This is a genomic window from Streptomyces sp. NPDC005402, assembly GCF_040606575.1.
Classification (GTDB): domain Bacteria; phylum Actinomycetota; class Actinomycetes; order Streptomycetales; family Streptomycetaceae; genus Streptomyces.
In genome coordinates, this window is the sequence record NZ_JBEXFB010000041.1 from 1 (window position 1) to 16,598 (window position 16,598).

Annotated in this window: 18 protein-coding genes; 8 read left to right on the top strand and 10 right to left on the bottom strand. The window is 69.0% G+C overall.

From position 1 onward, the window contains the following. Positions 1-91: 91 nt before the first annotated feature. A complete protein-coding gene (locus tag ABZT02_RS42760) occupies positions 92-1,462 on the bottom strand; it encodes a tetratricopeptide repeat protein (protein ID WP_356028092.1) in 1,371 nt (456 codons plus the stop codon). 213 nt (positions 1,463-1,675) lie between these two features. Between ABZT02_RS42760 and ABZT02_RS42765 the strand changes: the two genes are divergently transcribed. The 4 genes from ABZT02_RS42765 (at position 1,676) to ABZT02_RS42780 (ending at position 4,719) form a co-directional block, all read left to right on the top strand. After that, the gene (locus ABZT02_RS42765) at positions 1,676-2,425 is read left to right on the top strand and encodes a hypothetical protein (RefSeq protein WP_356028094.1); all 750 of its coding nucleotides are present in this window, start codon (positions 1,676-1,678) and stop codon (positions 2,423-2,425) included. 82 nt (positions 2,426-2,507) lie between these two features. Beyond that, positions 2,508-3,419, top strand: coding sequence for an aminoglycoside phosphotransferase family protein (locus tag ABZT02_RS42770; protein ID WP_356028097.1), 912 nt, complete (start codon positions 2,508-2,510; stop codon positions 3,417-3,419). A 1-nt stretch (position 3,420) separates the two neighbouring features. Next, positions 3,421-4,113 carry a class I SAM-dependent methyltransferase gene (locus ABZT02_RS42775; protein WP_356028100.1) on the top strand — a complete coding sequence of 231 codons (693 nt, stop codon included), beginning with the start codon at positions 3,421-3,423 and terminating at the stop codon, positions 4,111-4,113. 27 nt (positions 4,114-4,140) lie between these two features. Continuing rightward, entirely contained in the window at positions 4,141-4,719 is a 579-nt protein-coding gene (locus tag ABZT02_RS42780; protein WP_356028102.1) for a hypothetical protein, read from the top strand. A 50-nt stretch (positions 4,720-4,769) separates the two neighbouring features. Here ABZT02_RS42780 and ABZT02_RS42785 read toward each other — a convergent pair whose 3' ends face one another. The 4 genes from ABZT02_RS42785 to ABZT02_RS42800 form a co-directional block, all read right to left on the bottom strand. Next, entirely contained in the window at positions 4,770-6,464 is a 1,695-nt protein-coding gene (locus tag ABZT02_RS42785) for a mobilization protein (RefSeq protein ID WP_356028105.1), read from the bottom strand. Further along, positions 6,454-6,966 carry a hypothetical protein gene (locus tag ABZT02_RS42790; protein ID WP_356028107.1) on the bottom strand — a complete coding sequence of 171 codons (513 nt, stop codon included), beginning with the start codon at positions 6,964-6,966 and terminating at the stop codon, positions 6,454-6,456. The genes ABZT02_RS42785 and ABZT02_RS42790 overlap by 11 nt, the downstream gene beginning before the upstream one ends. 365 nt (positions 6,967-7,331) lie before the next feature. After that, positions 7,332-8,603: a DUF3631 domain-containing protein gene (locus ABZT02_RS42795; protein ID WP_356028110.1), complete on the bottom strand. Its 1,272-nt coding sequence runs from the start codon at positions 8,601-8,603 to the stop codon at positions 7,332-7,334. 477 nt (positions 8,604-9,080) lie between these two features. After that, positions 9,081-9,275 carry a helix-turn-helix domain-containing protein gene (locus ABZT02_RS42800; RefSeq protein WP_356028112.1) on the bottom strand — a complete coding sequence of 65 codons (195 nt, stop codon included), beginning with the start codon at positions 9,273-9,275 and terminating at the stop codon, positions 9,081-9,083. Positions 9,276-9,395: 120 nt separating this feature from the next. Between ABZT02_RS42800 and ABZT02_RS42805 the strand changes: the two genes are divergently transcribed. Both ABZT02_RS42805 and ABZT02_RS42810 read left to right on the top strand, forming a co-directional pair. Then, a complete protein-coding gene (locus ABZT02_RS42805; RefSeq protein ID WP_356028115.1) occupies positions 9,396-9,899 on the top strand; it encodes a helix-turn-helix transcriptional regulator in 504 nt (167 codons plus the stop codon). A 20-nt stretch (positions 9,900-9,919) separates the two neighbouring features. Beyond that, a complete protein-coding gene (locus tag ABZT02_RS42810; RefSeq protein WP_356028117.1) occupies positions 9,920-11,074 on the top strand; it encodes a site-specific integrase in 1,155 nt (384 codons plus the stop codon). Positions 11,075-11,081: 7 nt separating this feature from the next. Here the strand turns inward: ABZT02_RS42810 and sodN are convergent, their stop codons facing one another. After that, the gene (gene sodN / locus ABZT02_RS42815) at positions 11,082-11,477 is read right to left on the bottom strand and encodes a superoxide dismutase, Ni (protein ID WP_020123534.1); all 396 of its coding nucleotides are present in this window, start codon (positions 11,475-11,477) and stop codon (positions 11,082-11,084) included. A 145-nt stretch (positions 11,478-11,622) separates the two neighbouring features. Between sodN and sodX the strand changes: the two genes are divergently transcribed. Then, positions 11,623-12,060 (top strand): nickel-type superoxide dismutase maturation protease, encoded by a 438-nt coding sequence (gene sodX / locus ABZT02_RS42820; RefSeq protein WP_356028187.1) that lies wholly within the window; start codon positions 11,623-11,625, stop codon positions 12,058-12,060. On the opposite strand, the gene ABZT02_RS42825 is transcribed toward sodX, so the two are convergent. Next, positions 11,964-12,593 carry a CGNR zinc finger domain-containing protein gene (locus ABZT02_RS42825; protein ID WP_356028120.1) on the bottom strand — a complete coding sequence of 210 codons (630 nt, stop codon included), beginning with the start codon at positions 12,591-12,593 and terminating at the stop codon, positions 11,964-11,966. The two genes, sodX and ABZT02_RS42825, sit on opposite strands and share 97 nt — an antisense overlap. 99 nt (positions 12,594-12,692) lie before the next feature. Between ABZT02_RS42825 and ABZT02_RS42830 the strand changes: the two genes are divergently transcribed. Beyond that, positions 12,693-13,451, top strand: coding sequence for a class I SAM-dependent methyltransferase (locus ABZT02_RS42830; RefSeq protein WP_356028124.1), 759 nt, complete (start codon positions 12,693-12,695; stop codon positions 13,449-13,451). A 58-nt stretch (positions 13,452-13,509) separates the two neighbouring features. Here the strand turns inward: ABZT02_RS42830 and ABZT02_RS42835 are convergent, their stop codons facing one another. Genes ABZT02_RS42835 through ABZT02_RS42845 form a run of 3 tightly spaced genes read right to left on the bottom strand, consistent with a single transcriptional unit; the run spans position 13,510 to position 16,199 of the window. Next, positions 13,510-14,271 (bottom strand): amino acid ABC transporter ATP-binding protein, encoded by a 762-nt coding sequence (locus ABZT02_RS42835; RefSeq protein WP_356028126.1) that lies wholly within the window; start codon positions 14,269-14,271, stop codon positions 13,510-13,512. Then, positions 14,268-15,209, bottom strand: coding sequence for an amino acid ABC transporter permease (locus ABZT02_RS42840; protein WP_356028129.1), 942 nt, complete (start codon positions 15,207-15,209; stop codon positions 14,268-14,270). Before ABZT02_RS42840 ends, ABZT02_RS42835 begins: the two co-directional genes overlap by 4 nt. A gap of 30 nt (positions 15,210-15,239) precedes the next feature. Next, complete coding sequence (locus ABZT02_RS42845) at positions 15,240-16,199, bottom strand: ABC transporter substrate-binding protein (protein ID WP_356028132.1); 960 nt, start codon at positions 16,197-16,199, stop codon at positions 15,240-15,242. Positions 16,200-16,598: the final 399 nt, after the last annotated feature.

Consider the following 16,598-nt stretch of genomic DNA (forward strand, 5'->3'; position numbering starts at 1 on the left):
GATTCGAGGGCGGGCGGCAGGGCTTTGGGCTGGTCGTCGGTGGTCCGCTGAGCCACGGCTTGTGTCCCTTCGTCGGCCGGTTGATGGCAGCTTAGGCCAGCGCTTCGCGTGCGCGGCGGGCGAGTTCGGCGGCTCCAGGCACCTTGCGGCGCTGGTAGATGGAGAGGGTGGAGCGGAGTGAGGTGATCGCCTTGCGGGTGCGGTCGGAGGTCATGCCCTCCATGAGGGCCAGGGCCTGGGACCAGGCTGCTACGGCCTCGTCGGCGCGGGCCTGGGCGGCGAGGCTGTCGCCCAGGTCGGCGTAGGTGAGGGCGTGAACGCGCTTGTACTTCTCGGGGTCCCAACGGATCAGGGCGTCGCGGTGCTGCTGTTCGGTGCCGACGTGGTCGGCGAGGTCGGTGAGCGTGCGGGCGGTGTGGCTGGCGACGGTGCCGGCGGCGGGGCCGCTGACGCGGGAGTAACTGGGCTGGGGGCCGTCGTCGCGCAGCAGGGCGTCTTCGGCGGCGAGCAGGGCGCGGGCCGCTGCGGGATTCTCACCGACGGCCGCGTAGGCGCGAGCGTGGGTGATGTGGAGGAGGGCTTCGGTCTGCCCGTCGACGTTGCCGAGACCCCGCTGTAGAGCGCCTTCTACGAGGTCGACGCAGTGGTGGGGCTGCTTGAGGCTGAGTGCCTGGTGGGCGAGGGCACGCATCATCCAGGCAGCGTGGCCGTGCGGGTCGGCTTGGCAGGCGAGCTGGTAGCCGACCTGGTAGTAGCGCTGGGCGGCGCCTTCCTGGCCGAGGTCGTGGTGCTTCCAGCCTGCGAGGTAGGCGAGTTCGGCTACGGCGCCGAAGGCCGCTTGACGTAAGGCTTCGCTCGGGAAGCGCCCGCGGAGCATGGGGGCAGCGGTGTCGGCGAGATAGGCGGTGACGGTGGTCAGGCCGTGGCCGCCGCCAAGGCGTTCGTCTGCCGCGCTGAAGGCTGCGGTGATCTGCCGCACGACGTCCACGTCCTCCGCCCCGACCACGGAGGTGCCGGTGCGGGCGCGGAGCATGCGAGCGGTCGCCTCGTGGTCGTGGGCGAGGGGCATGGCAACGCCGGTGGTGGTGAAGGCGGCCACTGCGAGGAAGCGGCGGCGCTCGACATCGGCGCGGCCCAGGTCGGTTGCGGCCAGGACAGGATCGTGCTCGTTCGGCCCCTCGGCATCTGCTCCTCGGAGCCCGATCTCGGTCTGGGTGACGGTGCGGCCTGCCCGACGAGACAGCGCCTCGGCGAGGTACTGCCCGGTCCGGCCGGTCGGCTGGCGTGTGCCGTTCGCCCAGTGCGAGACGGCCGACTTGTTGGTCTGGAGGATCTCGCCGTTCTCGACCGCGATACGCCGGATGTCCTTCGCCAGCGCCTCGTACGTGCAGCCGATCGCCTCGATGACGTCACGCAGACGGGAGTTGGGACCCCTCGGCGCTGCTGCCACGATCGCCTCCACTCAGGAGATGTAAACCACGTATACCGCTTCAACTGCCTCTCACCGTACCCACTGTGCGTGACGGAGGGTTCACTAATCATTAGCCGCCCGGCCCCGGTCCGACACCGTGACCAGGCTCCCCCCTTCGGCCGGGCGGCCCCCGAAGTTCCGTACACCTACACCGGGTTCGGACATTCCTATGCCTGTGCCCGGCCGATCAGAGACGGAGACACGGTGACCACCATCGACACCGCGGCCATCACGGTCGTACTGCCCGAGGCGTTCGACGAGCGCTGGAGCCGCCTGCCCGGCATTCAGGTCAACGGCCAGCGCATCACCATCGCCCCGGCCGAGTACTTCTTCCGCTTCGAGTCCAACACCTGGCTCGTCGCCGACTGGGAGCTGGTCAAATCCCAGCTCCTGGACGTGGAGGAGACCACAGAGAGTGCGGTCGAGCAGCTGGCGCTGGACTTCATCAAGGCCCACGCCACCTCCACCTCGGACGCGGCCCGGGTGCTGTCCACCGCCTACGAGGTGTACGCCTACCTCTTCCGCGACGAGCACCTCGACACCCTGGGACTGCCGCAGATCACCGCCGAGCACCTGCGGATGCTGCGCGAGGCGGCCACGCTGATGGCGCTGAACAAGGTCGAGCTGGACGGGCACATCTCCAACGTCGGCCCGTGCTGGTTCTTCCCGGCCGCCACCTCCGTCGTCTTCGACCTGGACGACGAGATGGGCGGGACGCTCGACGAGGTCTACCACGGCGGCTGGTTCAACGAGCACCGCCGCATCGAGTCCATCAAAGCCCACGCCGCCCTCGGCGGTCGGCTCGTGCACGGCTGCCAGTCCGTGCCGGACCAGTCCGGTGGCGTCATCGCGCCCTACGGTGCGTCGATGACCGTCTTCCGCGACGACCTCGCGGCCTTCAAGTCCGGCTGGATCGAGCAGGTCTACGCCCACCGCGTGAGCCCTGGCGCGTAACACCACACCGCACGCCAGGCTCCGGGGCGGGCCGGCACCTCTCGCCCGCCCCGGTCGCCTTCAACCTCTCTGGAGCCCCCACGTGACCGCGAACCCCAGCGCCGAACTCCTCGACAACCTGCTCACCATGGCCGACCGGGCCACCGCCGTGCGCGCGGAGGTGCGCGTGTGGTCCATGTCCGGTGTCGAGCGCCTGACCTTCCCCGACGCCACCACCGCGATCTTCAAGTATGCGAAACGGCCCTTCGACAGTGAGGACCAGGCTCTTCGGCTGGCGCACACGCTCGGCGTTCCAGTGCCGCAGGTGCACGCCTCCGCCGTCCTCGATGGCTGGCTCGGCATGCTCATGGAGGACCTCGGCCCCGCCGTCCGTGACGCCGACGACCTCGACGGCACCGCCGCGGCCGTGGTCCTGCACGGCACGCGGACGGCTCCCGCCCTGCCCGTCCTTGACCAGGCCCGCCTCTGCACCCTGCCGAACCGGTCCCTGGAACACCTCGCGCTGCTGCGCAAGGCCGAGCGGTGGCAGGAGACGGACGACGTCGAGGACGCGCTCGATCGGATCGCCCAGGCCGCCGAGGCGCGCTCGGCCGGTACGACTGTCGCCCCGTTCGGCTGGGTGCACTCCGAGTTCCACCCCACCAGCCTCCACATCAGCCAACACGGCTGGCGGATGCTGGACTTCGCCCGCGCCTTTACCGGCCCCGGCCTGCTCGACCTCGCCAGCTGGCACGGCACCCTCGATACCCCCGATCCCCTGCGCCTGCGGGTCTTCCTGGAGCAGTACGTCACCGCCGGCGGCACCCCCGACGCCCTCACCCCGCGCGGCGGACTCACCGCCGAGAACTGGGCCCTGGGCTGGCACCGCATGTGGGCCGTCGAGTGGTTCATGGAACAGTCCGTCCGCTGGATCAACGACCCGGCCACCGACCCCGCCTACATCAAGGCCGTACGCCGCCATCTCACCGACGTCCTCCACCTCCTGGAGGTCTGACGTGCTCGCCCAGGCATCCCCCTGGTACGTCCACGCCCTCCAGCGCACCACGGCCAGCCCTGCCGAGCCGCTGTCGGTACCCGCGCGTATGGAATGGACCACGCGGCCCGGCAGCGGGCCCGGCGCCGAGATCCTCGGACCGGACCTGCGCCGCAAGCGGCTGCTGGAACTCGGCTGCGGCCCAGGCCACAACGCCGCCCATCTCGCCACCTGCTATGGCGCCCAGGTCACCGGCGTCGACCTCGTCGGCCTCCAGGTCCGCCGAGCCCGCTCCCACTACGGCCGCCTCAACAACCTGACCTTCGTAGCCGGACACGCTCTGCACTACCTGCAAGCCTGCGACGAACACTTCGACGCCATCTACTCCGTCTTCGGAGCCATCGGCCTGGTAGCCCCCGAGCTTCTGCTCCCGGCCATCGCCCAGCACCTCAAACCCGGGCGCACCCTCGCCTTCTCCGTCCTCCACCCCCAGCGCGGCGGCCTGCGTCCCACCACCGACGACCGGCCCCGCCGGGACTACGTCACCCTCCCTGACCGCACCCGACTACCCATCGCCCGCTGGGACTTCGACGCCATCCGCTGGGAGAAACACCTCGACCGCGCCGGCCTCTGGCTCACCTCGGCACAGGAGTTCCATGACGCCCGTCGCGGCCTCTGGCCCACCACCCTGCTGATCACCGCGCGCAAGCTCTGACCCCCACCCCACCCAGAGGGAGAACCCATGCGCCAGCCCTATTTGCTTCTCGACGTCGACGGCGTCCTCATACCCTTCCCCGCTGCCGATGGGAGCACCCCGGCCACCCACGACCGCCACAATGTCGTTCCTGCCGGCCGCAGCGCCGACAACCCGGTCACCATCTGGCTCAACCCCGCACACGGCCCCCTGCTCGTGCACGTGATCCGAACCGGCCTGGTCGCCCCCGCCTGGTGCACCAGCTGGCGCCAGGACGCCACCACGCTGATCGGGCCGCTCCTCGGTCTCCCGCCTCTGCCCTACGTCGATCTCCCACGTCCACAGATCACGACCAGCCACCCCAACGGCTATCTCTGGAAACGAGACCATGTCGATGTCTGGTTGGGCGACACACCTGTCGCTTGGGTCGACGATGACTTCACCGCCCTCGACCACGCCTGGGCAGCAGAGCGCACGGCGCGTGGAGTGGCGACTCTCCTGGTCCAGCCCGATCCCCACGTCGGGTTGTTGACCGAGCACCTGGCTGAGGTCATGGGATGGGTTGGTCGACTTTCCGACCTGCGAGCCAGCGATCCCTCTCCTGCGTCCGGAGCCGAAGCAGCCTGACGCGATCACAGAGCAGGACGTCAGCACCGGCCGACAGCCAAGTGCTTCATCTATCGATGCCGTCCGCGTTCCCCGGACTTGGAGGTCAGCGCCGTGACCGAGGGCTTGGACGTCATGGGCGCAAAGGATGCTCCGGTGGTGCTGCTTCGCTTTCGTGCCGCCTGTGCTCGCTTGTTCGGTTGGACGGCAATGCGCCAGTTGAGGACTTCGGCGGGCTGTTCGGCGGTGTCGAGTTCTCGCTGGGCAGCGACTTCGGCCAAGAGGCGCCGGGTGTTGTGACCGGTGGTCTCGGAGCGGGCGAGGGTTGTGGTCAGGGCCGGCCAGGCGGGGTCAGCGAGGATACGGTCGGCGTGGTCTGGGAGGGCTGCGCGCAGGTCCTGCTCGAAGCGGCGGACGGTGGAGGCGCGTGGGGCACGTCGGGTGAGATCCGCCAGTACCGGCTCGCTGGCCTGCTGGTAACCCGCCTGCAGATGGTGGAAGGCTTCCTCGGCTGCTGCCGCCTGCTGCTCATGGCCGCGTTGTTCGTGCCACTTGGCGGCTGCCCGCGCCAGATGGAGCGCGGCGAAGATCAGGGCTATGGCGAGTCCGCCCGGATCGTGTGTGGCGTAGGCGACTTCCTTGGCGGCTTCCCGCAGTGCGGTGGCGGCTTGGTGGTCGGCCCGGATCGCCGAGCGGCGGGCCCGGTCGAACACCCTTGCTGCAGCCTGCAGTTCGACCCGGTGCGAGCCGTGAGTGGTGCGGGCCAGGTTGTGGAGGGCGTCGCCGAAGGCATCCAGGTGGCCCTGGGCCACAGCATCGTCGTCCACATCGAGGGTGCCGTGGGCATGGTGGATGGCGCTTTCGGCGCGGTTCCACGGCTCGGCTGGGTCGGCCACCGGTCTAGGACGGTCGGCCAGGTCCTGGGAGGGGAGACGTTCGCACAGGCGGTTGTAGGACAGGTCGGGGGCGAGCTTCGAGCCGCCGTACCAGACCGGCTCGCCGCTGGTCGTGTCGCCGGGCGCGGCCAGGCTGTAGCCGGTCACCTCGCCGGTCTCGGGGCCGATGCGCGGCCTGACCTGGATGCCGAGGGAGCGCAGCACGGTGAAGTACTCGTCGATGCTGCGTACGGCGGCGGCGACCGCGTATGCCTGCTCGCGCAGCCACTCCCGTGCGGCCTGCTCCCGGCCCTGGCGCTCGGCCTTGGCCCGCTCGGCGCCGGTGGGGGTGCGCGGGGCGGTGAGATCGCCGGACTTCAGGCGGCGCAGCCCGAACTCGGCCTCGATCTTGCGGCATTCCCGCTGGGCCCGCCAGCCGTCCCGGTTCGTACGGGGGCGGCGGCCGTCGGCCCGAATGGTGGTCGCGAGGATGTGGATGTGGTCGTCGGCGTGCCGTACTGCGATCCACCGGCACGCCTTCTCGTCCCCCTCGGGGGCGATGCCCGTGGCAGCTACGACCCGGCGGCCGACTTCGGCCCATTCGCTGTCGGTGAGGTAGCGGTCGCCGGGCGCGGTGCGCACGGGGCAGTGCCACACGTGCTGCTGTGGCTTCTCACCGCCCAGTTCACGGGTGCGCAGGTCGACGTGATGGTCCAGGCGCCGAGTCAACTGGGTGTACGTAGCCTCGGGGTTGCGGCCGGGGTCCGGGGCGCCAGCCATGTCCCAGGCGGCCACGATGTGCGGATCGGTGTGCTCGTCGCGCCGCCCCTTGCCGAACAGGTAGTTGATCAGGCCGAGTGTGCTGGAGCCGGTGGAGACGTCAGGCACCATGCGGGATTCCCTCCGTCAGGAGCCGGTCGATGAGCTGGTAGCTGTTCTCGGCTGCCTGCTCGACGAGGGCCAGCACGGCCTCGGCGTGCTCGGGAACAGTTCCGCGGTGGATGGCCCCAGTGATCTGGTTGAGGTTGTTGCCGGTGCGGTTAAGCGCGACCGTGTGAACCTCGATGGCTTCGATCAGCGGGCGTATGGGATCGTCCTCCGGGCTACCGACCAGACCTGCCTTGCCCAGGGCGACGGCCAGAGCGGCGTCGCCGACGAACCCTGCGAACTTCTGGCCACGCCGCTCGGCTTCCTCGGTGATGATCCGGACCGCGGTCGGGGTGAAGCGGACGGTCTTCTCCTGGTCGCGCTTCTCGGTGGTGCGCTTGCGGTTCATCAGCGCGGGGAGCGTCGGGACTTCGGGTTCGCGCCAGGAGGGCTGCTCGATAGGCGGGGGTGTGTGGGCGGGCGCCTCGACGGGGGAGGGCGCGGGGTCGGCGACGGGTGTGGTCATCTCCTTTCCCGGCTCGTGCGCCCGCTGGCGCCCGGCCTCCTCCTCCGCCACCCCTGGGGCGGGGGCAAGCGCGGACGAAGCCTCGTTAGAGGCTCGTTCGCTCCAGCTTGCTGCTGTTCGTCGGGCCAGGCCGAACAGTCCCCTGCGGCGGCTGCTGTGGGCGCGGTTGTCGTGCATGGTGGTGCTCCGATGGCGTGTAGGCGGGGCGGCGTCGCGGTCCGTCGCGTCCGTCGCATGCCTGGTCAACACAGGTACGGACACGGGCGGAGGTACGGAGAGATCCGTATCGGCCAGGAAATCCGTCCCCGCGCTGACCTGCGCGGGGACGGATGCGACGGAGTGCGCCGGGCCCCGCGGAAGGTGGGTTAGCGGGCGCGCTTGGGTCCTGCGGCGCCGCCGGGCGGGCCGACAGGCAGGGTTCCCGTCGCAGTGGCGGGCGGCAGGCCCTTGGCCCGAGGTACGGGGGCACCCTTCTGCATGGGCGAGGTGGCCGGTTGGGCGGTGTCGGGGCAGTAGCGAGCCCAGGCATCGAGGAACCGGTTGCGCATGTACGCCTTGGCCTGCCTGCCCTCCTCGAAGCGGTAGTTGGCCGGGCTGATGTTGAAGTCCCGCAGCAGATTGGCCAGGTGGTAGGCGTTCAGGCCCTTGGTGCCGTACTCCGCCCAAGGCGCTTCCGCATCCACGGTGAGTTCATGGACCAGGTCATGCGTGCGTAGGGCCTCGGGGTTGTCCCGCTCAGCGAAGACGCGGCGGATGTCCCGCAGCAGCCGCGTCTTCAGGCTGCTCTGCTCGTCCTGGACGACCTCGTTGCGGGTCATCGCCACACAGGCTGCCCGAGCACTCGCGGGCCAATGACGACCGCCCATGTCGGCGACGATGACCAGGGGCTCCCAGGTGTCCGCGGCTCGGTCCTCGACCGGCATCGTCGGCACCAGGCGGGCAGCGGTGGCATGCAGTGGGGTCAGCCATGCAGCCAGCTTGTCCCGCAGCGCGTTCAGATCCGGTACGGCGTAGCGCGAGCGGAACGGGGTGACCTTCTCGCCCGGCTTGCGCTTTTGCATCCGCAGCACGACCGCCCGGTCCATGATCGTGTCGGGCAGGTCGCCGATCGCGGCCAGTGCTGCCATCGCGAAGGTCGGATACGGGGTCGGCTTGTGCTCCGGACCGGAGATGCGCCAGGCGGGCCGGTTGCGTTGGTGTCCGGCGTTCAGCAGGCCGCGCAACTCCTCGTTCTCTCCGGCCTTGGGGCCGAATATGGTGTCGGCCTCGTCCACCAGGATCGTGCGCGGGACCTTGCCGATGACCCGGAAGAGCACCGCCGTGGACATGTTCACCGTCATGATCGGCTTGTGGACAGTCTCGTGGAGCACGTCCAGGACGCGGGACTTGCCGCACCCCTTGGTCGGCCCGACCACCGCCAGGCGGGGAGCGTGCTGCAGCGCGGGCTGGATGTGGGTGGCCGCCACCCACAGCGTGACCGCGTTCAACGCCTCCTCGCTCGGCAGCACCACGTACTTGGCGATCGCCGCCCGCAACTCGTTCAGCAGCGCGGCACCGTCAGCAGCCGACGCGGTGTCGGAGCCTTTGTGGTCTCCGGCGCCCGACCCGTCATCGGGGACCGGGGCGTCATGCTGCACGGTCCCCTCCACGGGACCGTCGGTCCCCATCGACCGGCGGGGACCGCGATCACGGTCCCCATTGCGGTCCCCTGGTGCAACTTCCGTGTCTTGGGGGCCGGTCCCCGTTGTCACGTCGCTGGCCTGCACGTTTCCGCCGGATGCAGATATCGGGACGACGGCTTGCGGGGACGGGGGCCCGGGCACATCGCGGGGACGGTGCCCAGCCGTCGCGTCAGTGGGGCGTCGGTCCCCGCGGTGCCAGGGGATGCTCTGGCCGGGGACCGCGGCGGGAGGCCAGGCGGTGGTCAGGGATGTGTTCGTGGTGTTGGGGGACGTAGAGTCCTCCATAGACGTTCCTCTCCGGTGGGGGTAGGGCGGGCAAGGCCCCACCCCTCACCAGCTCGTTCGTTCAGGGATGGGCGATCAGTTGGGGAATCTCCGGCCCTCGGCGTTGGCGCGTCGAGGGCCGTTGTCGTGTTCGGGTCTTCCGGCAGCTCAGGAAGCCAGACCCCACTCGTCTCGGCCGTCGGCCAGCGTGCGCTCGTACCGGAGCAGCTCGGCCTCGGGGTACAGCACCCGCTTGCCGATCTTGATGCCGCGCGGGCCTTTGCCGATCTGGCGCCAGTAGCGGACGGTGCTCTCGGCCGTGCGGTAGCGCTCGGCGACCTCGGCGGTGGTCAGGTATCGCATGCTTTCCAATTCGACTAGGTGGCAATCCGTTCTGCATAAAGTGTGCTCGATGATCGCCAGTTAGCCAAATCGCATAGCGTGTGTTTCAATATGGATAGGGATGGTCATGCTGGAGGTGTGATGACAGGCGACAAGCGCGACGGCGGTGAAGTGCCGCTGCTCTACAGCGAAGGCAACATCGCCGGGCGGGTGGCACTGGAGCGTGAGGTCAGAGGGTGGAGTACGACCGAACTCGCAGACCGGGTGTCCAAGGCCGGCGTCAAGATGAACCAGACCGCGGTCTGGCGCATCGAGAACGGCACCCCTCGTCGCCGCATCAACGTCGACGAGGCGCTCGCCTTCGCCCGCGTCTTCGAACTGCCCCTCGAAGAGCTGATGTCCCCGCCCCTGGAGGGGCTGGACCTCGACAGTAGACGGCTCGTCCAGGAGGCCGTCGAGGCGTACTACGAGACCCGCGACGCCGAAGACCGCCTGCATCACGCCGTCGTAGGCATCGCCGAGCACGTCCAGGCCCGCCCCGACAGCTCACGGGCCATCCACGAACAGTGCCTTCGTCTCATGGGCGACGAGCGCGACGCCCGCACCCTCACCGACTACATCGAGGGCGGCGGCTACCACCGATAACCAACCAAGGGAGAAGCCACTTGGCGAACATCCAGAAGCGCCCCAACGGCAAATGGCGTGCCCGCTACCGCGACCTCGACGGCAAGGAGCACGCCCGCCACTTCGACCGCAAGCTCGACGCCCAGCGCTGGCTCGACGAGGTCACGACCAGCATCGTCATGGGTCAGTACGTCGACCCCCGCGCCGGACGGACCACGTTCGAGACGTACGCGAAGAAGTGGGAGGAGTCGCTCATCGCCAGCGAGGCGGGCGAGCGCATCACCGACAACGCGCTCCGGCTCCACCTGGTCCCGGCGCTCGGCTCCCGCGCCATGGCGGCGATACGCCGCAACGACCTCCAGGTGCTCTTCAAGAGCCTGTCGGAGCAGCTCGGGCCCGGAAGCGTGCGCAACGTCTACGACGTCCTCGTACGCCTCATGACCGCGGCCGTCGAGGACAAGGTCATCGCGTCCAGCCCGTGCCGCCGCATCACTCTCCCGCCCATGCCGGACGAGGAGGTCACCCCGCCCACGGTCGCGCAGGTCGAGGCCATGGCCCGCGTGATGCCGCCGTACATTCGCGCGGCGATCGTCATGCTCGCCGGATCAGGATTGCGCATAGGCGAGTTGCTCGGCCTCAAGATCTCGGACGTCGACTTCAAGGCCGGTACCATCCGCGTCGAGCGGCAGCGCCTCCAATCCGGGAAGATCGGGCCGCCGAAGACCGCCAAGTCCCGGCGTACCGTCCCGGTAGGCGAGGTCGTCACCGATGTGCTGCTCGCGCACCTCGCCGCACGCCCCTCCAAGGAGTGGCTGTTCACGATGGAGGAGGGCGAACCCCTCAATTATCGCCGCTGGAAGACGGAGTGGAACTGCGCCCGCAGGGCGCTCCAAGCAGCGGAGAACGACGCGGCCGAGCGCGAGGGTCGCAAGCCCGTCGAGCTGCCGCACATGGTGACGCACGACCTGCGCCACTTCTACGCCTCCGCCCTCATTGCCGGCGGGGCGAGCGTCAAGCAGGTCCAGATGGTCCTCGGTCACGCGTCCGCCGTCATCACGCTGCGGATCTACGCCCACCTGTGGCCCGGCGAAGAAGACCGCACCCGGACCGTCATGGACGCCGTGCTCGGCGGCCTGCGGACCGGGTGCGGACCGGAAGACCAAACGACCAAGGAAATCGCAGGTCAAACGGCATGATTAAAGATCAAGCCTTCTTGGTCTCCCAGAAGATCTTGTCGATCTGGGCGATGTAGTCCAGGGCCTTCTGACCGGTGGCCGGGTCGGTCGAGGCCTTGGCGGCCGAGAGGGCCTTGAGGGCGTCGTTGACCAGCTGGTGCAGCTCCGGGTACTTCTCGAAGTGCGGGGGCTTGAAGTAGTCGCTCCAGAGCACGGAAACGTGGTGCTTCGCGAGCTCGGCGCGCTGCTCCTTGATGACCGTGGCACGAGCCTGGAAGTGCGGGTCGTCGTTGGCGGCCATCTTCTCCTGCACGGCCTTCACCGACTCCGCCTCGATGCGGGCCTGGGCCGGGTCGTACACACCGCAGGGCAGGTCGCAGTGTGCGCTGACCTTGACCTTGGGGGCAAACAGGCGGGAAAGCATGGAGCGTTCCTTCCTCGTGATCGTCTTCTCAGGTGCGACATTACTCCCTGCGAGAGGCGAAAAGGCGGGTGCCCCCATGGGCTTAGGACAAAAGTCCGGGGTCAGACTGAGACTGGTGGATGAACGTACCGGGGAGGTGCCGGGGATGCCGGAGCTGTCGCAGGAGACCGAGCGGGAGAGGTCGTTGCTGCCCTTCGTGGGGATGGCCGAGGTGACCGGGCCGTCGATGGTGCCCACGCTCCAGCACGGCGACCAGCTGGTCGTGCACTGGGGGGCCAGGGTCGGCCCCGGCGACATCGTGGTCCTGCGGCATCCGTTCCAGCAGGACCTGCTCGTCGTCAAGCGGGCCGTGGAGCGGCGCGAGGGCGGCTGGTGGGTGCTCGGGGACAACGCGTTCGCGGGCGGCGACAGCACGGACTACGGCGTCGTACCGGAGGATCTCGTGCTCGGCAAGGCCCGGCTGCGGTACCGGCCCCTCAAGCCCGGTCAGCGCTCGCCGGTGGCCGCCGTGCGCTGGGCACTGTCCGCCGTGCGGCCCGTCTTCCCCGACCGGTCGGCCTCCAGGCGCTTGCGGGCCCGGTAGGCGGCCACGTTGGCGCGGGTGGCGCAGCGGTCCGAGCAGTAGCGCCGGGAGCGGTTGGTGGAGGTGTCGAGGTAGGCGTTGCGGCACGGGGCCGCCTCGCACAGGCCCAGCCGGTCCACGCCGTACTCGGTGAGGTGGAACGCCAGGCCCATCGCCGCGATGGCCGCGTACCCGGCGGTGGCGTTGGACGGGTGGTCCGCCAGGTGCATGTGCCACAGCGGGCGGCCGTCGTCGTCGCGGAAGTCGTGCCCGGAGATCTGCGGGCTCACCGGGAACTCCAGGAGCAGGGAGTTCAGCAGGTCCACGGCGAGGGTTTCGTCGCCGCCGTCCGCCGCCTCGAAGACCGACCGCAGCCGCGCCCGCACCGACCGGAACCGGGTGACATCGGCTTCGGTGGCCCGGCGAGCGCCCGTGCCGTTGCCGCCGAACAGGTCGCGGACGGCCTCCACCGAGGTCAGCGTGTCCTTGCCCCGGGCCGGGTCCTCGCTGTTGACCAGACGTACGGCGTAGTCCGAGTAATAGGCCAGTTCCACTTGTAGTCCTTACGGAGGCGTTCTATCGTCGTGGTGCGGTCGGGTAACAGCTGATCGTGCTTCCAGGGTATTACGACAGTAAGTGGACAGGGGGCTCCCATGACAACCCGTGTCGGAACCGACTGGCAGGCCTGGCAGGAGAGCTGGGACCGGCAGCAGGAGTGGTACATGCCGGACCGCGAGGAGCGGTTCCGCGTCATGCTGGACATGGTCGAGGCTCTCGTCGGTCCCCGGCCACGCGTGCTCGACCTCGCGTGCGGCACGGGAAGTATCACGGCCAGGCTGCTGGCCCGGTCCCCGGAGGCCACCAGCACCGGCGTGGACCTCGACCCCGCGCTCCTCGCCATCGCCGAGGGCACCTTCGCGGACGACGAGCGGGTCACCCTCGTGACGGCCGACCTCAAGGACCCGGACTGGCCCGCGAAACTGCCGTACGACTCCTACGACGCCGTCCTGACCGCCACGGCCCTGCACTGGCTGCACAGCGAACCCCTCGCGGCCCTCTACGGACAGATCGCGGAACTCGTCCGCGACGGGGGTGTCTTCATGAACGCCGACCACATGATCGACGAGAGCACACCCCGGATCAACGCGGCCGAACGCGCGCAACGTCACGCGCACATGGACCGGGCCAAGCGGGACGGCGCCCTCGACTGGGCGGCATGGTGGCAGGTCGCCGCAGAGGATCCCGTCCTCGCCGGGCCGACGGCGCGCCGCTTCGAGATCTACGGCGAACACGCCGACGGAGACATGCCGTCCGCCGCGTGGCACGCACGCGTGCTGCGCGAGAAGGGCTTCGGGGAGGCCCGGCCGGTGTGGTGCTCGCCCTCGGACACCCTGCTGCTCGCCCTCAAGTAGACGCCCACGCGAAAGGGGCGGTACGGGAAGCCCGTACCGCCCCTTCGTCGTCGTACCGCTAGAGGACCTTCGACAGGAACGCCTGGGTGCGCTCGTGCTGAGGGTTCGTCAGCACCTCGCGCGGGTCGCCGGACTCCACGACCACGCCGCCGTCCATGAAGACCAGGCTGTCGCCGACCTCGCGGGCGAAGCCCATCTCGTGGGTGACGACGACCATCGTCATGCCGGACTCGGCGAGGTCGCGCATGACGTCGAGGACGTCACCGACCAGCTCCGGGTCGAGGGCCGAGGTCGGCTCGTCGAAGAGCATCAGCTTCGGCTCCATCGCCAGGGCCCGCGCGATCGCCACCCGCTGCTGCTGGCCGCCGGAGAGCTGGGCGGGGTAGCTGCCCGCCTTGTCGGCCAGGCCCACCCGCTCCAGCAGCTCCCGTGCGCGCTCCCGGGCCTGGGTCCGGCTCTCGCCCTTGACCTGGACCGGAGCCTCCATGACGTTCTCGACGGCCGTCATGTGCGGGAACAGGTTGAACCGCTGGAACACCATGCCGATGTCCCGGCGCTGCAGCGCGACCTCGCTGTCCTTGAGCTCGTACAGCTTGTCGGCCTTCTGGCGGTAGCCGACCAGCTCGCCGTCGACGTACAACCGGCCGGCGTTGATCTTCTCCAGGTGGTTGATGCACCTGAGGAAGGTCGACTTGCCCGAGCCCGAGGGGCCGATGAGGCAGAAGACCTCGCCCTGCTTGACCTCCAGGTCGATGCCCTTGAGGACCTCGACCAGGCCGTAGGACTTGTGGACGCCCTCGGCCTTCACCATGGCGGTCATACCGAGCCCCTTTCACGGCTGAACGCCATCATGTTGACCCTGATCCGCTGCCACGGCGTCGGCGGGAGACTGCGGGACGAACCGCGGGCGAAACGGCGCTCCAGGTAGAACTGGAAGACGCTGAACACGCTGGTCATGACCAGGTACCAGATGGACGCCACGAACAGCATCTCCATCACGGCGTACGACGTCGAGCCGATCGTCGAGGTGGCGCGCAGCAGTTCGTTGTACGTCACCGCGTACACCAGCGACGAGGTCTTCAGCATGTTGATGAACTCGTTGCCGGTCGGCGGCACGATCACCCGCATCGCCTGCGGGATGACGATCCGGCGCAGCGTCCTGCCGTGGCTCATGCCGAGCGCGTGCGCGGCCTCCGTCTGGCCCTCGTCGACGGCCATCAGGCCGGCGCGGCAGATCTCCGCCATGTACGCGGCCTCGTTGAGGCCGAGGCCCAACAGGGCGCACATGAACGGGGTCATCACGTCCGTCATCTCGTCCTTGTAGATCGGACCGAGATTCAGCATCGGGAAGATCAGCGCCAGGTTGAACCACAGCAGCAGCTGGACGTAGACGGGGGTTCCGCGGAAGAACCAGATGTAGGCCCAGGCCACCCAGCTCGTCACCGGGTTCTTGGAGAGCCGCATCACGGCCAGCACGACGCCGAGGACCACGCCCACGATCATCGCGAGGACGCTGATCAGCAGGGTGCGGCTGGCGCCCGCGAGGACCGTGGAGTCGAACAGCTTGTCGCCGACCGCGCTCCACTGGATCTTCTCGGCGGTGGCGAACGCGTTGACCAGCAGGGCCACCAGTGCCAGCACGACGACGGCGCTGACGTAGCGGCCGTAGTGGCGGACCGGGATGGCCTTGATGGTCTCGGGCGCGAGGGAGGAACGCGGCGGGGTGTCCGCCGGCTCCTTGTCGATCTTGTCAGTCACCGTGACTGCCCTTCAGTGGTGCCGGGTCCGTCACTTGCCGCCGTTGACCGCGGCCGCGTCGATGGCACCGGTCTGGGCGCCCCACTTGTCCAGGACCTTCTTGTACGTGCCGTCCTTGATGATGGCGTTCACGGCCGCCTCCAGGGCGCTCGTGAGCTCCTTGTTGTCCTTGTCCACAGCGATACCGAACGGACCGGCGTCAACCTGCTCGCCGACGACCTCGAAGGCGTTGCCGCCGTCGGCCTTGCGGGCGATGTCCACGGCGACCGGGTAGTCGTTGACGCCCGCGACGGCGCCGCCCGACTTCACGCGGGTCTGCGCCTCTGTGTCGTTCTCGAAGGGCTCGATGTCGATCTTCTTCTTGCCGGCCTCCGTGCACTTCTTGGACTGGGCCTGGAGAGCCTGCTCATACGTCGTGCCGCGCTGCACGGCGGCCGTCTGCCCGCAGAGGTCCTCGATCGAGCCGATCTTCTTCGGGTTGCCCTTCTGGACGTAGATGGCGGTGCCGGCCGTGAAGTAGTCGACGAAGTCGACACCCGGGCCGAGCTTCTTGCCGTCCTCGTCCAGGCCTTCCTGGCGCGCCTTGGTGTCCGTGATGGAGGACATGGCGACGTCGTAGCGCCCGGAGTTCAGGGAGCTGATCAGGCCGTCGAAGGAGCCCGAGGTGAACTGGAACTCCACACCCAGCTGCTTGCCCAGCGCGGCCGCGATGTCGGGGTCGACGCCGACGATCTTGCCGCCCTCCTGGTACTCCATGGGGGCGTACTCGGCGTTGGTACCGACCTTGATGACGCCGGCCTTCTGGATCTTCGCGGGCAGCTTGTCGAACAGTGGAGCGCTGCTGGACGACGAGGATTCCTTGGTGCTGCCGCCGCTGTCCGTCTGGTCACCGCAGCCGGTGAGAATCAGGGCGCCGGCGACCGCGATCGCACCTACCGCGGCTGTCCTGGTGCGCGCGACGGTCGTACGACGGGTGGAGCTTGCGGTCATGGTGGGTTCCTCCGGCGGATGGGTGGAGTTGCCGATGGGCGGGGCGGCTGCCGATCGGTTCGGCAGCGCTGCCTTCATTCCATAGGTCGACGAGAGCACACGCCTTCGAGTGTCGCGACCTCGTGTGATGACGGCATCTTGCCATTCGGACTGGACCATTCAGGGGGCCGGTCATGTCAAAATCGCATAACGGGTGACCCCCGAACCGCACCATGTCCGTACATCACGACCGGACCATCTGCGGGAATCTGGCATTCCGGCCGGAAGATCTTCGGTGCGGGTCGCGGAGCGGGTGGCCCGGCCGGAGCGGCCCGCGATCACCCGAGTGGCTCTCCTGTGATCGTCAAGGGCCTGCCGATGGTTTGTCCGGATGGCGTTTCATGATTCATGTCACCGGTC

Bases quoted from the DNA above. Each gene is read 5' to 3' on its own strand.
- ABZT02_RS42780 (WP_356028102.1), top strand. From the start codon at position 4,141: ATGCGCCAGCCCTATTTGCTTCTCGACGTCGACGGCGTCCTCATACCC.
- ABZT02_RS42785 (WP_356028105.1), bottom strand. From the start codon at position 6,464: ATGGTGCCTGACGTCTCCACCGGCTCCAGCACACTCGGCCTGATCAAC.
- ABZT02_RS42790 (WP_356028107.1), bottom strand. From the start codon at position 6,966: ATGACCACACCCGTCGCCGACCCCGCGCCCTCCCCCGTCGAGGCGCCC.
- ABZT02_RS42800 (WP_356028112.1), bottom strand. From the start codon at position 9,275: ATGCGATACCTGACCACCGCCGAGGTCGCCGAGCGCTACCGCACGGCC.
- ABZT02_RS42805 (WP_356028115.1), top strand. From the start codon at position 9,396: ATGACAGGCGACAAGCGCGACGGCGGTGAAGTGCCGCTGCTCTACAGC.
- sodN (WP_020123534.1), bottom strand. From the start codon at position 11,477: ATGCTTTCCCGCCTGTTTGCCCCCAAGGTCAAGGTCAGCGCACACTGC.
- sodX (WP_356028187.1), top strand. From the start codon at position 11,623: ATGCCGGAGCTGTCGCAGGAGACCGAGCGGGAGAGGTCGTTGCTGCCC.
- ABZT02_RS42830 (WP_356028124.1), top strand. From the start codon at position 12,693: ATGACAACCCGTGTCGGAACCGACTGGCAGGCCTGGCAGGAGAGCTGG.
- ABZT02_RS42835 (WP_356028126.1), bottom strand. From the start codon at position 14,271: ATGACCGCCATGGTGAAGGCCGAGGGCGTCCACAAGTCCTACGGCCTG.
- ABZT02_RS42845 (WP_356028132.1), bottom strand. From the start codon at position 16,199: ATGACCGCAAGCTCCACCCGTCGTACGACCGTCGCGCGCACCAGGACA.